This window comes from Nonomuraea rosea (genome assembly GCF_039539705.1).
Classification (GTDB): domain Bacteria; phylum Actinomycetota; class Actinomycetes; order Streptosporangiales; family Streptosporangiaceae; genus Nonomuraea; species Nonomuraea rosea.
In genome coordinates this window covers 1-13574 of the sequence record NZ_BAABDQ010000027.1, presented here as the reverse complement: position 1 = coordinate 13574, position 13574 = coordinate 1, and the positions used below count along the sequence as shown (strand labels likewise).

The following is a 13574-nucleotide window of genomic DNA, read 5'->3' as shown; positions in this document are numbered from 1 at the left end:
GGTTGCACCACAACCTAATCGTCAGGATATCCTGACGATTATGACCCTGAAGATGCCTGACATCCCCGACCACGAGGGTTTCGCCGCACCGGTGCTCCCCACCGGCGAGCCGGCCCCCTCGGCGAGCGCCTTCACCAAGACCTTCGTCGGCTATCAGGCCACCTGCTCCTGCGGCTGGACCGACCGCCGCCGCTTCCCGGCGACCCCGGAAGGGGCCAAGGAGGCGGAGTACCGGTGGTGGAGCAGGCACACCCCCGGCCTGCTCGCCGCCGCCCCGCCGAGCTGGCTGGTGATCAAGTCGAACCTGCTGTGCGAGCAGATCGTGCACCTCGCCGCCGATCGCCCGCTCGCCGCGCTCACCCTGTTGTCCCAGGTGGAGAGCTGGCAGCGCACCCTGCTCGACCAGGCCGTCGCCGCGGCCCGGGAGAACGGCGCCTCCTGGGCGGAGGTCGGCGAGGCCATGGGCATCTCCAAGCAGTCGGCCCACGAACGCTTCAGGACCCCCGCGAGCACAGCCTCCGGCGCCGAGTAGCGCCCGCACCCACCGGCCGGTGCGGCAGCGTAGGTCAGCGGGGCCGGCGGCCTGTCCTGCGCGTCACGAGGGACCCGGGAGGGACAGGTGGACGGTGAGCCCGCCTTCGGGGTTGGCGGTGGCGGTGACGGAGGCGTCGTGGGCGGCCGCGATCGCCGCGACGATGGACAGCCCGAGCCCCGCCCCCTCCGCCGACCCGATCCGGTCGGGATGCAGCCGGCGGAACGGCTGGAACAGCTCCTCCACCCGGCCCGGGTCCACGAGCGGCCCGGTGTTGGAGATGACCAGACCGGCGTCCGGCGCCACCCGTACGGTGACCCGCCCGCCGGGATGGTTGTGGCGGACCGCGTTCTGCACCAGGTTGTCCACCAGGCGGGTCAGCAGCACGTCGTCACCCGCGATGGCGACCGGGCGGAGATCGAGCTCGATCTCGATGTCCGCGGCCGCGTACTCCTCGGCGGCCCGGCGCACGGCCGCGGCGAGATCGACGGGCGTGCGGGCCCGCGGGCCGCGCTCGCCCTGGGCGAGGGCGAGCAGGCCGTCGATGAGCCGTTCTGAGCGCTCGGTGCTGCGCAGGAGCTCGACGCGCATGGCGGCGACGCGCTCCGGCGACGCGTCGGCCAGGCCGATCTCGATCGCGGCCCGCTGCACGGCCAGGGGCGTGCGCAGCTCGTGCGAGGCGTTGGCGACGAAGCGGCGCTGGTCCTCGGCGGAGCGGGCCAGCCGCTCCAGCATGGCGTCGAAGGTGTCGGCCAGCTCCTTGAGCTCGTCGCGGGGGCCCTTCATGTTGATGCGTTCGCCGAGATTGGACAGCGACAGGCGCCGCGCCGTACCCGTGATCTGGTGGACCGGGCGCAGCGCGCGTCCCGACAGCCACCAGCACAGGCCGAACGCCGTCACCCCCATGACCGCGATCGACGTCAGCGTGATCCGCCACTGCGAGCTGAACACGTCGTCGCGCACGGCCATCATGACGTCCTCGGGGTCGGGCCCGACGCGCACCGTCCGCGGGTGCCGCACGGGGCCGTCCTGCGACACCTCGGACCGGACGCTGACGCTGCCGTCGAAGGACTGCTCCACCATCCGGTTGGCGGCGAACAGCACGATGGTGACGCTCACCAGGAACAGCCCGCCGAACGCCAGCGTCAGGCGGGTCCTGATCGTCGTGTGCATCACAGCGCGTACCCGCCGGGCGCGGTCCTGATCAGCGGCGGGTCACCGAGCTTGGTGCGTAATTTGCGCACCGTCACCTTGACCACCGTGGTGAACGGGTCGGTCTGCTCGTCCCATGCCCGGTCCAGCAGCTCCTCGGTGGTGACGACCGTGCCTCTGGCGCGCATGAGCACTTCGAGCACCGCGTACTCCTTACGGGAGAGCTGCACGTGGACGCCGTCGCGGAGCACCTGCCGGCGCGGGCTGTCGAGGACGACGCCGTGGCGTTCGAGCACCGGGGGGAGCCGGGCCGCGGTGCGCCGGCCGAGCGCCAGGACCCGCGCGACCAGCTCGGCGCTGGCGAACGGCTTCGTGAGATAGTCGTCGGCGCCGAGCCCCAGACCGGCGACCCGGTCGAAGACCGTGACTGCCGCGGTGAGCATCAGGACGCGCACCGGCGCCGCCCGCTCGGCCAGCACCCTGCAGACGTCGTCACCGTGGACCACGGGCAGGTCGCGGTCGAGCACGAGCACCTCGTAGTCGCCGGCCGCCAGCCGCTCCAGGGCGGCCCCGCCGTCGTAGACCACGTCGACCGTCATCGATTCGCGACGAAGGCCCACGCCGATGAGGTCCGCGAGCACCCGCTCGTCCTCGGCCACCAGGATGCGCATCTTCCCTTCCTATCGCGGCGGGGGTGAAGGCGCGGTTAACGTTCCAGGCCCTCTTGGGGGTGATCGAGGTAGTCCTGCGACAGGTCGGAGACCTCGCTGAAGTGCCTCGACCACTGGGACGCGTCCACCGGCTCCTCGGAGGGCTCTTCTGACGGCCCCTCTGATGGCTCTGCCAGCGTCGCCACCGCGAGCTCCATGATGCCGGGCGAGGCGAGCCCGATCTCGGCGGCCAGGTCGCGCAGCAGGCTCGGGATCCCGGTCAGGAGCCGTCCTGGCGTCGACCCCGCCAGCTCCGCCGTCTCGTTCCTGAGCTCCTCGATCTCCGGATCGTCGCGGCCCTGGTGGCGTGCGATGCGGAGCATGCTGGTCAGCACCACGAGCTCACGCACCCGTACGTCGTCGTCGAGCCGGCTGTTGCGCGCGCGGCGCTCGCGGTCCAGGCCGGCGAGCTGCCCGAGCAGGGCCATGGCCGCCTCCCACCGGCTCAGCCGCTCCAGGATCCGCGCCTCGTGGGTGATCAGCTCGCGCATCGTGGTCAGGGAGCCGCGGCGGCAGGCGTTCTCACGTTCGGCGGCCACGAGGCCGAGCGCCTCCGTCACCCGTCCGAGCCGCTCCAGCACCTCGATCTCCATGACGGGCAGCAGCGCACGGCCGTCGGCGCCGCGCCGCTCCCGCAGCAGCTCCAGCGCCTCGGTCAGCAGGCCGCGCTCGATGCGGGCGCGCGCGACGGGCTCCACCGAGTGCCGCCACTCGTGGTCGTCGGCCGTGGCGCGGACCTCGGGGTCGAGCCGCAGCCCGCGTACCTTGGTCGTCAGGTAGAGCTGCGCGCGGGCCGGCAGCTCGTCGATGACCGCGGCCAGGTCGGCGCCCGCGGCCGGCTGCCACCGCTCGTCGAGCTGGGGCGGCTCCTGCTTGAGCATGAGCCGGTGGTAGAGCTCCTCGCGGCGGGCCACGCCGGCGGAGACCTCCTCCGGCGGCGCGGACTCGTAGTAACGCACCGCCGCCTCGTGGATCCGCCGGATCGTGCCCGGGTTGTCGAGCTGGATGAACGGCAGCATGAGAGCCCGTACGTCCTGCCGGTGCACGAGGGCCCCGTCGCCGTCCGGTGACGGCTCGCAGAGCGTGGCCTCGCGGACCAGCCCCCAGAAGATGTCCTGTTCCTCATAGGCCTCCAGCGGCGCGATCCCGCACGGCTCGGCCAGCACCTCCCGGATGACCTCCGGCGTGAGGCGGCGGACCACCAGCCCCGGATGCGCGATGGCGCGGACCCGCGGGTCCGCGATGTGCTCCAGCAGCCGCGAATAGAGCTGGCCCTGCACGTTGCCCTCGGCCACGGACAGGAGCCTGACCGGGGCGCCGCCGGAGCGGTTCAGCACGTCGGCCGCCAGGCGCAGGCTGAGCGGGTTGCCTCCGACCAGCCGGACCACCTCGCCCAGGAGCTCGGAGTCCGGCTCGGCGACCAGCTCACGCAGCAGGCGCAGCGCGTCCGCCTCGCCGAGCCCGCTCAGCCGCCAGGGAGCCCGCAACCGGGTGCCGCCGACCTGGACCGGCGTGCGGCCGGCCACCACGACGCGCAGGCCGGGCAGCTCGGCCCCGAGCTCGCGCAGGAAGCCGAACACCTCGGCGATCCTGCTGAGCTCCCGCCGCTCCATCTCCTCGAAGGTGTCGAGGACCACGAGGACCCTGCGCTGCCCCCTCAGCGGCTTCGCCAGCCGCGCCAGGAGCGACGCCGGCACCCTGACGCGGCTCTGCGAGCCACGGGAGGCGATGTCGGCGAACCCGGTGCGCCGCCCGGTCGCCTCGGCCTGCCGGCGCAGACGGGCCGCCTGGTCGCCGAGGTCGTCCACCTGCGTGGCGAGCTGCCGGACGATCTCGTCGAACAGCGCGAAAGGGCCGCCGTCGATCAGCCAGCCGCGGTCGTAGGTGACGTACGCCACGGGCACCGCCGCGCGCGTCAGCTCGTCGATCAACCGGGCGAGCACGGTCGACTTCCCGCTGCCGCCCACCCCGTAGAGCACGAACTCCGTTTCCTGGGGCCCGTCCTCGATGAAGGACCGCAGCTCCGCCAGCAGGTCCGACCGGCCCACGAAGCCGCGCGCCAGCAGCCGCTCCAGCGGTCCGGCGATCTCCGCCCAGTCGAGCCTGGACTGCACCTCCTGGGCGCGCGGCAGGCCGGCGTCCGCGCCGAACCAGCGTTCGAGCTGCAGCACGCCGCCCAGCGCGGACGGGCTCAGCTCGCCGACCGGGGGCAGCTCGCCGTGCAGGTACTGCTCCAGCACGGCCTGCACGGGCTCGTCCGGGCGGGTGGTCACGCTGTCGACCGCGCCCAGGAGCGCCGCCGTGCTCTGGCCGCGGAGCACGCGTACGCGCTCGTCGTCCCGCAGGCGCCAGCGCGGCGTCCCCGTGGCGTCCACCACCCGCTCGCAGGACGACGCCAGGAACTCGGCCAGGTCGTCCACATCGATCTCCGCCAGGCGCGGCTCGATCTGCTCCACGTCGAACGTCGACAGCACCGCCGCCCGCAGCAGCCGGCCGGAGCCCTCCGGAGTCATGTCCCGCCGCCTTCCTTCACCCAGTGCGTCGTGACGATCCGGTACACGTTCTCCTCCAGGCTGCGCAGGTCGGGCGGCCCCTCCCCGGGCCCGAGCGCCTCCGCGGCGAGCGCGTCGAGCTCCTGGTCGTCCGCCTCATGGCCGAGGTGCCTGGCCGCGTCGGCCAGGAACGCCCGGACCAGCGCGACGGTGATCGCCGGGATCGTCTCGTGCCGCACGCTGCTGCCGATCTGCAGGCCCAGGGTGTCGAGACCGGTCACGATGAGCCTGGTGTACGGCAGCTCGCCCTCGTCGACCAGGCGGATCAGGCTCTTGGCGAGGTCGCGGGCCGAGTCGTCCACGCCGGGCCGGTCCAGCCCGTCCAGGATGATCCACCGCGTGACGCCGTCGCCCTGCGGGTATTTCCCGACCAGCATGTCGAGGATCTTGCGGACGATGGTGGCGGCCTGCTCCCCGCTCGACGCCAGCGCGATGTCCAGGCCCAGCTTCCTGGCCATGCTCAGCCCGAGGTCCTCCCCGGTCACGGTGTCGCTCCACGCGTGGGTCGTCACGCGCGCGAACCTGTGCGTCCCGGCCAGCGTCCCGGCGTCGCGCAAGTGGTCGACGAGCACCCAGGTGTGCGACTTGCCGGACCCCTCGGGGCCGTTGACCACGAGGATGCGGAAGTCGTCGTGGACGAGGGCGCGCAGGCCCTTGCGCAGCTCGACGCGGTCGATCAGGGCGCGCGATGCCCGGGGGCCCAGGAACTGGCAGGCGTACGGATCGTCGTGGTGGTACCAGCGGCGGGCCGCGCCCGGCGGCGTGGTCAGCTCCCGCAACCGCGACTCCAGCAGCGCCCCGAACGCGGGATCCTGCCTGACCACCTCCCCGACCAGCCCGCTGAGCAGTCCCAGGCTCGCGGCGTCGGGCACCACGGCCCTCCAGGCCAGCTTGGCGGGTTCGAGGACGTAGTGGCCCGGGTTGAGTCCCGCGGTCAGCAGGAGGTCCTCCACGGACCGCCCGTACACCCTCCTGGTGAGCAAATCGGTGACCAGCCGGGTGCGCGGGTCGCTCGGATCGGTGAGCTCGTTCAGCCAGTACATCAACCCGCCCCCACGCCGATGCCACGTCGCCGCAGCCCTTGCAGCACCCGCTCGATGCGCCGCCCCTGATTCCGGTAGGCCACCCCGTCCTCCGCCGGCGCCGCGACCCACCGGTGGTGCAGGCCCACCACACGCCACCGGCTGTCGAACACGGGTGCGCCCGACGAGCCCGCCTTGGTGTCCGTCCAGTACTGGAGCACGTCGTCGTCCACGGACCGCACGAGGTTGTGGCTCAGGCCGATCATCTTCGGCCCGCCCTCGGGGTGCTGGATGATGAAGACGTAGTCGTCCTTGCGCGGCGCCGCCGCGCCGCCCAGATCGAGTATCGAGCTGGTCGGCGGCGGGTCGATCGCGGTACGCACCACCGCCCAGTCGTGCTCGCGCTCCCCCTCGATCGTCGCCGGCGCGCACGGCACGATGCTCAGCGGACGGGTGGCGCCCTCCCCGTCCAGCTCGTAGTCGAACCACGCCTCGACGAGGTTCGCCGGCCGGTCGCCGTCGGCCCAGTCGTGCAGCACGTGGTGGTTCGTCAGCAGCAGGCCGGGCCCGACGAGCGCGGCCGTGCCCTGCACCTGTTTCGCGCCGAACCTGGCCGTCACCCGGCACACCGACCGGCTGCGGTCGAGCCCCACGGCCAGGAACGCGATCCCCAGCAGGGTGTCCGCGCCGGAGACCACCAGGCGCTCCGCGCCGAACCCGCGCCAGCCCACGCCCTTCGGATCGGAGAGCTGGTCCGGCAGGCCCGTGCTCGGCGCCAGCACGGGGCGCGGGCCCGCCAGCTCGTCGATCCGCACGCCGAGCGCCGGTTGCGCCTTCCTGACGGCGTCGAGCAGCGCGGGGACGCGTAGTTGCGCCCGGGCTTCGACGAGGATGGCGCGCCACTGCAGCGACGCGTTGCCGCCGAAGTCGATCATGCCCATGTTCAGGCCCGCGGTGAGGGCGACGTCCTCCACCTCGCGCCGGCGGTAGATCGCCTGGGCGAAGAGATCGCGCAGCGTCCGCAGCTCCGGACGCGAGAAGTCGAGTGGGTAGTCGTCGAAGACGCCGCTCATCGCCGCTCCCCCGGCTAGGACGGCCGGTTGCTGGAGATCACGCCCACCAGGCCGCCCACGATGGTCGCGATCACCACCGGCAGGCCGTCGGGCACGGTCCGGCCGACCGCCGTGATGAGCACCCAGCCCAGGATGAGCAGGATGAGCGCGATGCCGAGGATGTAGAAGACGAGCGTGTAGATGCCCCGGTTCAGCTTCGTGACCTGCGGCAGCCCTTCGTTGCCCGCCGCGTCCTGGCCCGGGATCTCCGCACGAGACAAGGACATGTCACTCTCCAGAAGGCCAGGCGCAGGGGCAGGTCATACCTACCTATCGGTCCCCGTACTCCCCTGGTTACCGAAAGGGCGGGGCCGTGGCCCCGCCCCGCCGGTCAGCGGATGGTGAACCGGTCCGCGAGCGCGGTGTCGAAGGACGTGCCGACGCTGATCTCGTAGCCGCCCCTGGCGGTGGCCCACGTGCCGGTGCCCGCGTTCCAGTACTGCAGGAGGTGCAGGTCCGCGAGGTCGGCCGCACTGACGGAGACCTGTACGTCCCTGGACTCGCCGGGGGCCAGCGTGACCTGCCGCCAGCCGAGCAGCCGCTTGGACGGCTCGTTCGCGGCGGCGGGCAGCTCGACGTAGACCTGGGCCGTCTCGGTGCCGGCCCGGGTGCCGGTGTTGGTGAGCCGGAAGCGGACGCGCAGCTCCTTGGCCGCGCTGGTGACCCGCAGCCGGTCGTAGGCGAACGTGGTGTAGGTCAGGCCGTGCCCGAACGGGAACAACGGCTCGATGTCCTGGGCCGCGTACCAGCGGTAGCCCACCTTGAGCCCCTCCTTGTACGCGATCTGCCGCGGCTCGGTGCTGCCCGGTGGGCGGACGACGGACCCGTCGGAGAAGGTGCCGGGGTAACGCTCGGGGTCGCCGGCCGTCGGGAGGTCGGACTCCGCCTTGGGGAAGGAGTGCGGGAGCTTGCCGGTGGGCGCCACGTCGCCCCACAGCAGGGAGGCGATCGCGGGCCCCATCTCCTCCCCGGCGTACCAGACCTCCAGCACGCCCTTCACCGAGCCGATCCACGGCATGACGACGGGCCCGCCGGTCTGGAGGACGACCACGGTCTCCGGGTTGGCCGCCGCGACCGCGGCGATGAGCGCGTCACCGCCGGCGTCCAGGGAGATGTCCGGCCGGTCGGCGAACTCGCCTTCGCGGTAGTGGCCGAACACGACGGCCACGTCGGCGGCGGCCGCCACGGCCGCCGCGGCGGCGGGGTCGCTGCCGTCGGCGTAGGTGACCGTGCCGCCGTTCGCCTGGGCGCGGGCGGTGATGGCATCGAGCGGCGCCTTGGCGGTGCAGGGGATGTTCGGCGCGGTGTGCAGGCAGACGCTGGAGGCGTCGACGTCACCGGTCGCCGGCGTGTTGGCGGCGGTCGGCCCGATGACGGCGATCTTCTTGGCGGACGGGGACAGCGGCAGGATGCCGGAGTTCTTCAGCAGGACGGAGCCGCGCTCGGCCAGCTTGCGGGCCAGCGCCTCGCTCTGCGGCGTGGCGACGTCGGGGTCGGGAGCGCTCAGGCGGGGCACGTCGAACAGGCCGGCGGCGATGTGCGAGCGCACGATCCGGTACGCCGCCTCATCGACGTCCTTCACGCTCAGCCGGCCCTGCGCGATCTGCTCCTTGATGGCCATCGGCGTCCAGTAGCGCCACGCGTTCAGCTCCTGGTCCAGGCCCGCCTTCAGCGACGGCACCGGGTCGGTCAGGTAGTGCCGCGCCCCGAAGTCGGACACCACCCACCCGCCGAAGCCGATCTCCCGCTTCAGGATCCGGCCGAGCAACTGCTCGTTGCCGCAGGCCCAGCCGTGGTTGACCTGGTTGTAGGAGCACATGACGGAGCCCACGTCGCCCCGGTCGATCGCGATCTCGAAGGGCAGGGTGTAGATCTCGCGGAGGGTGCGCCCGTCGACGTTGGAGGAGCCGTTGTTGCGATCGGTCTCCTGCTCGTTGGCGACGTAGTGCTTGAGCTGCGACTGGACCGGCTCTGCCGGGTTGGCCCCGACGCCCTTGCTGTACGCCCCGGCCATGAGGCCCGACAGCACCGGGTCCTCGCCCAGGTACTCCGACGTCCGGCCGCTGCGGGGGTCGCGCCCGCTCGCGAGGCCGGGGCCCAGCAGCACGTTGCGCTGCTTGCGCCACGCCTCGTGGCCCATCGCGACACCCTTCTCGTACGCCAGCGCCTGGTCCCAGGAGGAGGACAGCGACACGTTCGCCGGATAGACCGTCACCCCCGCGCCCGCCCCGGCGATCGCCGACGGCGCGTCGGTGTACTGGATCGCCGGCGTGCACGGCACCTGCGCCGGCATCGTGAACGTGATCGGGACGAACTCGCCCGGCGGCAGCTCGCGCGGCGCGGCGGTGGTGAACGTGGTGCGCGCCGGGTCGTTGGCCGAGTGCTCGTCGAGCCAGCGCAGCTTCTGGTCCAGCGACGACGCGGCGAGCAGCGCGCGGGCCCGCCGCTCGGGCGACTTCGCCCGGTCCATCCAGGGCACGGCCGCGCAGTCGATCTGGCCGGCCGCCGGCCCCGTGCTGATCACCTGGACTCCTGGTGCCGCCAGCGCCAGCACGGCGGCCAGCGACGCGACGCGCCGTCTGGTGGTCGGTAAGCGAGTGCCCGTACGTGGGTCCACAGTGAAGCCTCCGGAGGTGAGAGGTACCGGCGCGCCGAGGTTTCCGCCGTGTTTCGCATCCTGTGTCCCGCCGGTGGGCACGGCTAGGCCAAAGTGCGCCGGAGGTAGCACGAAATGCACCTCACGCCGTCCCCGGCCGGCGTCCCGGCAGTACAGTCCGGGCATGGCCGAGCCACCCGTCGACCGGTCCGGGGTCCTGCTGCACTTCACCGCCGGCACGCTCGCCTACGCCGGCCATTACCTGCACGAACAGAGCCATCCCGTGCACACCCACAGCTTCGTCGAGATCGCCGTGGTGACCGGCGGCGAGGGCGTGCACGTGTCGATGGCCGGGCGCCGGGCGCTGGCCGTCGGCGACGTCATCCTGCTGCGGCCGGGGGTGTGGCACGGCTACGAGGACTGCAGGGGGCTCGACCTGTACAACTGCTGTTTCTCCACCGAGACGCTGCAGCGGGAGCTGGCCTGGATCCGCGAGGACGCCCTGCTGAGCTACCTGCTGTGGACCGGGCCCCACTCGGTGCAGCGGCGCGGGATGCTGACCACCCGGCTGGAGCCGGCCGCCCTGGCCGAGTGCGCCGAGCATCTCGACGCACTCAACCGGCTGTGCTTCCAGCCCGTGGGGCCGCATCGCGGCGACATCATCGGGCGGCTGCTGCTGGTGCTCGGCTGCCTGGCCCGCGCGGTCGCCCGTACCACCGGCGACGCCTTCCAGGCCACCGGGCCGAGCCATCCCGCGATCGTGCGTGCGATGCGGCTGATGGAGGCGGCACCCGAGCACCGCTGGACGCTCGCCGGTCTCGCCGCCGAGCTGCACCTGACCCGCGGATACCTGGTGCGCCGCTTCAAGTCGGCGACCGGGCTGCCGCCGATGGCGTACCTGTCACGCTTCCGGGTCGAGCTGGCGGCGGCCCTGCTGCTGCACACCGACCAGTCGATCACCCGGATCGGCGAGACGGTCGGCTGGCCGGACGCGAACTACTTCGCCCGCCGCTTCAAGGCCCATTACGGGCTGAGCGCGTCGGCGTACCGGGCCAGGTTCGGGGTCGCACGGGGGTGAGCCTCACCCCGCCGGGGGCGGGGCGGTGGACCGGCGGGCGACCAGCGTGGGGGTGACGGAGAAGCGCACGGCCGACGTGCGGCCCTGGACGCGTTCGAGCAGGAGCCGCCCGGCCGTCTGGCCCATGGCGGCGCCGTCCTGGTCGACGCTGGTCAGCGAGACGTGCGCCATGGCGGTCAGCCGCGAGTTGTCGTAGCCGGCCACCGAGATGTCGCCGGGCACCGCCAGCCCGGCCTCGTTGACCGCCGCGAGCACGCCGAAGGCGGCCTGGTCGGCGCCCGCGAAGATGGCGGTGGGCCGCGGCTCGCGGGCCAGCAGCTCGCGGGTGCCCTCGTAGCCGCCCTCTTCCGAGTAGGAGGTGACCGCCAGGGCGATGTGCCCGGCCAGGCCGTGCTCGGCCATCACCCGCTCGTAGGACCTGGCCCTGACGGTCTGCAGCAGCGCCGCGGGACGGGCGGGGACGTTGTCGTTCTGGGTGATGTGCGCGATGCGCCGGTGGCCGAGCCCGATGAGGTGCTCCACGACCAGCTCGGCCCCGACCTCGTCGTCGTCGAGCACCGAGTCGTACACCGGCGAGCGGTCGTGGCGGCCGAGCACCACGGTCGGCGTGCCCCTGCCGATCTCTTCGAGCTCCTTCCTGGTGATGACGGGGGCGACCGCGAGCATGCCGTCCACCTGCCGGTCCACCAGGGCGTCGATCGCGCGGCGCTCCGCCTTGGGGTCCGTGCCGCCGCCCTGGACGATGATCGCCTGGTAGCCGGCCCCCGAGATCTGCTCCGCGAGCGCCTCGACGATGTCGGCGAAGAACGGGTTCCTGATGTGCGGCAGCAGCACGCCGATGGTGAACGTGCGCCCGCGCATCGCCCTGGCCGCCGCGTGCGGGCGGTAGCCGAGCTCGTCGATGGCGGCCTGCACCTTGACCCGCATCGCCTCGCTGACGCCGTAGGCGTTGCGCAGCACCTTGGAGACGGCGGTGGTGGACACCTGCGCATGGCTGGCCACGTCGGTGATCGTCACCCGTCGTCCGTCACGCGTGACCATATGCCGTCCTTCTCTCGTCGTTGACGCGTCCCCGATTGTACGAGCTCCCCGCCACCGCCAAGGTGGGTAACGTTACCCATCCTTACGCCGTTCCATGCCATCAAGGAGGCGTATCACGTGGATCACGAAAGGGAATCGTTCCTCAGATCGCCTCTTGACGTGCCCTGAGGTAACGCCTACGTTAACTCGCATCGGGGGATGTTAAAACGTTTCAACGAACCCGGAGGGGCGTTGTGAAGACCTCTCACCGCACGTTCGGAGCGGCCCTGGCCGTTCTGACGACGGCGGTCCTGACCTCCTGCGGCTCGGGCTCAGAGCCGGCCGCCGACGGCTCCGTCACCTTGTCCTTCCTGGTGGACAACAGCCAGGGGACGGTGAGCACGGCCAAGGCGCTCACGGACGCCTTCATGCAGGCCAACCCGAAGATCAAGATCGAGACCGAGACGCGGCCCGGAGGCAGCGAAGGCGACAACATCGTCAAGACCCGGCTCTCAACGGGCGACATGTCGGATGTGTTCTGGTACAACTCCGGCTCACTGCTCCAGGCGCTCAACCCGGGCCAGACCATGGTGGACCTCACCGGCGACCCGGTGCTGGCCACCGTCCAGAAGGACTTCCTGCCCTCGGTGACACAGGGCGGCAAGGCGTTCGGCGTACCGGCCGGGACAGTGACCGGCGGCGGCATCCTGTACAACCGCAAGATCTACGAGCAGCTCGGCCTGCAGGTGCCCAAGACCTGGGCGGACTTCATGGCCAACAACGAGAAGATCAAGGCGGCGAAGATCACCCCGGTGATCACGACGTTCAAGGACACCTGGACCTCGCAGCTCTTCGTGCTGGGCGACTACTTCAACGTCCAGGCCGCGGCCCCGGCCTTCGCGGCCGACTACACCGCGGGCAAGGTCAAGTTCGCCGGCACGCCGGCCGCGCAGGCGGGCTTCCAGCATCTGGCGGACGTGCACGCCAAGGGCTACGTCAACGAGGGCTTCGGCTCCGCGACCAACGACCAGGGCATCAAGATGCTGGCCGAGGGCAAGGGCGCGCACTACGCGATGCTCAGCTCCGCCCTGCCGCCGGTGATCGCGACGATGCCGCAGGCCGGCACCGACATCGGCTTCTTCGGCATCCCGGGTGATGACGCGGCCAAGAACGGCGCCACGATCTGGGAGCCGGCCGCCGTCTACGCCGCCAAGACCACCAAGAACCTGGACGCGGCCAAGAAGTTCCTGGCCTTCGTCGCCTCGCCGGCCGCGGCCGACGCGGTGACCAAGGCCGTGCAGCCGACGGGACCGTACCGGATCGAGGGCTCCAAGCTGCCGGACAACGCCATCCAGGCCGCCAAGGACCTGCAGGTCTACATCGACGAGGGCAAGAGCGCGCCGGCCCTGGAGTTCCTCTCCCCCGTCAAGGGCCCGTCGCTGGAGCAGATCACCGTCGCCGTCGGCTCGGGACTGACGCCGCCCGCGGAGGGGGCCGCCCAGTACGACAAGGACGTGGAGAAGCAGGCCAAGCAATTGGGGCTCGCGGGGTGGTGACCAGACAGGACGCCGGGCCCCGCACAGGGCCCGGCGTGGCTCAGGGGCCACGGCACACGGGCGCGTCCAAGGCGCGCTCGGCCTACCCGTACGCGCTCTATCTGCCGGCCGCGATCATCTACCTGGTGATCTTCCTGGTGCCGACCGTGATGGCGTTCTACTTCGCGCTGACCCGCTGGACCCTGTTCGACAGCACCTTCGTCGGGCTGGACAACTTCCGCGACTTCCTGGCCGAGCAGAACCT

General features: G+C 72.0%; 11 protein-coding genes and 1 pseudogene. 4 read left to right on the top strand and 8 right to left on the bottom strand.

Annotated elements, in window-relative coordinates; translation table 11 throughout:
• Nucleotides 1–40: 40 nt before the first annotated feature.
• Nucleotides 41–532 (top strand): hypothetical protein, encoded by a 492-nt coding sequence (locus ABEA43_RS43695; protein ID WP_345571695.1) that lies wholly within the window; start codon nucleotides 41–43, stop codon nucleotides 530–532.
• Between the two features lie 63 nt (nucleotides 533–595).
• On the opposite strand, the gene ABEA43_RS43690 is transcribed toward ABEA43_RS43695, so the two are convergent.
• The 7 genes from ABEA43_RS43690 to ABEA43_RS43660 form a co-directional block, all read right to left on the bottom strand.
• Nucleotides 596–1705, bottom strand: a complete 1110-nt coding sequence (locus ABEA43_RS43690) for a sensor histidine kinase (protein ID WP_345571961.1) — start codon at nucleotides 1703–1705, stop codon at nucleotides 596–598.
• Nucleotides 1705–2355: a response regulator transcription factor gene (locus ABEA43_RS43685; RefSeq protein ID WP_345571693.1), complete on the bottom strand. Its 651-nt coding sequence runs from the start codon at nucleotides 2353–2355 to the stop codon at nucleotides 1705–1707. Before ABEA43_RS43685 ends, ABEA43_RS43690 begins: the two co-directional genes overlap by 1 nt.
• Before the next feature lie 35 nt (nucleotides 2356–2390).
• Nucleotides 2391–4907, bottom strand: a complete 2517-nt coding sequence (locus ABEA43_RS43680) for an ATP-binding protein (RefSeq protein WP_345571692.1) — start codon at nucleotides 4905–4907, stop codon at nucleotides 2391–2393.
• Nucleotides 4904–5989: a hypothetical protein gene (locus ABEA43_RS43675; RefSeq protein WP_345571690.1), complete on the bottom strand. Its 1086-nt coding sequence runs from the start codon at nucleotides 5987–5989 to the stop codon at nucleotides 4904–4906. Before ABEA43_RS43675 ends, ABEA43_RS43680 begins: the two co-directional genes overlap by 4 nt.
• Nucleotides 5989–7041: a trypsin-like peptidase domain-containing protein gene (locus tag ABEA43_RS43670; protein ID WP_345571688.1), complete on the bottom strand. Its 1053-nt coding sequence runs from the start codon at nucleotides 7039–7041 to the stop codon at nucleotides 5989–5991. The genes ABEA43_RS43675 and ABEA43_RS43670 overlap by 1 nt, the downstream gene beginning before the upstream one ends.
• Before the next feature lie 14 nt (nucleotides 7042–7055).
• The gene (locus tag ABEA43_RS43665; RefSeq protein WP_345571686.1) at nucleotides 7056–7307 is read right to left on the bottom strand and encodes a hypothetical protein; all 252 of its coding nucleotides are present in this window, start codon (nucleotides 7305–7307) and stop codon (nucleotides 7056–7058) included.
• Nucleotides 7308–7411: 104 nt separating this feature from the next.
• Nucleotides 7412–9697 (bottom strand): beta-glucosidase, encoded by a 2286-nt coding sequence (locus ABEA43_RS43660; protein ID WP_345571684.1) that lies wholly within the window; start codon nucleotides 9695–9697, stop codon nucleotides 7412–7414.
• Between the two features lie 163 nt (nucleotides 9698–9860).
• On the opposite strand from ABEA43_RS43660, the gene ABEA43_RS43655 reads away from it, so the two are divergent.
• The gene (locus ABEA43_RS43655) at nucleotides 9861–10754 is read left to right on the top strand and encodes a helix-turn-helix domain-containing protein (RefSeq protein WP_345571682.1); all 894 of its coding nucleotides are present in this window, start codon (nucleotides 9861–9863) and stop codon (nucleotides 10752–10754) included.
• 3 nt (nucleotides 10755–10757) lie between these two features.
• Here the strand turns inward: ABEA43_RS43655 and ABEA43_RS43650 are convergent, their stop codons facing one another.
• Complete coding sequence (locus ABEA43_RS43650; protein WP_345571680.1) at nucleotides 10758–11795, bottom strand: LacI family DNA-binding transcriptional regulator; 1038 nt, start codon at nucleotides 11793–11795, stop codon at nucleotides 10758–10760.
• Nucleotides 11796–12028: 233 nt separating this feature from the next.
• On the opposite strand from ABEA43_RS43650, the gene ABEA43_RS43645 reads away from it, so the two are divergent.
• Entirely contained in the window at nucleotides 12029–13330 is a 1302-nt protein-coding gene (locus ABEA43_RS43645) for an ABC transporter substrate-binding protein (protein WP_345571678.1), read from the top strand.
• A 35-nt stretch (nucleotides 13331–13365) separates the two neighbouring features.
• Nucleotides 13366–13574, top strand: a pseudogene (locus ABEA43_RS43640) (hypothetical protein); the annotation flags it as partial.

Excerpts from the sequence above, each read along its gene's own strand:
- ABEA43_RS43695 (WP_345571695.1), top strand. The coding sequence starts at position 41 with ATGACCCTGAAGATGCCTGACATCCCCGACCACGAGGGTTTCGCCGCA.
- ABEA43_RS43690 (WP_345571961.1), bottom strand. The coding sequence starts at position 1,705 with ATGCACACGACGATCAGGACCCGCCTGACGCTGGCGTTCGGCGGGCTG.
- ABEA43_RS43685 (WP_345571693.1), bottom strand. The coding sequence starts at position 2,355 with ATGCGCATCCTGGTGGCCGAGGACGAGCGGGTGCTCGCGGACCTCATC.
- ABEA43_RS43680 (WP_345571692.1), bottom strand. The coding sequence starts at position 4,907 with ATGACTCCGGAGGGCTCCGGCCGGCTGCTGCGGGCGGCGGTGCTGTCG.
- ABEA43_RS43675 (WP_345571690.1), bottom strand. The coding sequence starts at position 5,989 with ATGTACTGGCTGAACGAGCTCACCGATCCGAGCGACCCGCGCACCCGG.
- ABEA43_RS43670 (WP_345571688.1), bottom strand. The coding sequence starts at position 7,041 with ATGAGCGGCGTCTTCGACGACTACCCACTCGACTTCTCGCGTCCGGAG.
- ABEA43_RS43665 (WP_345571686.1), bottom strand. The coding sequence starts at position 7,307 with ATGTCCTTGTCTCGTGCGGAGATCCCGGGCCAGGACGCGGCGGGCAAC.
- ABEA43_RS43655 (WP_345571682.1), top strand. The coding sequence starts at position 9,861 with ATGGCCGAGCCACCCGTCGACCGGTCCGGGGTCCTGCTGCACTTCACC.
- ABEA43_RS43650 (WP_345571680.1), bottom strand. The coding sequence starts at position 11,795 with ATGGTCACGCGTGACGGACGACGGGTGACGATCACCGACGTGGCCAGC.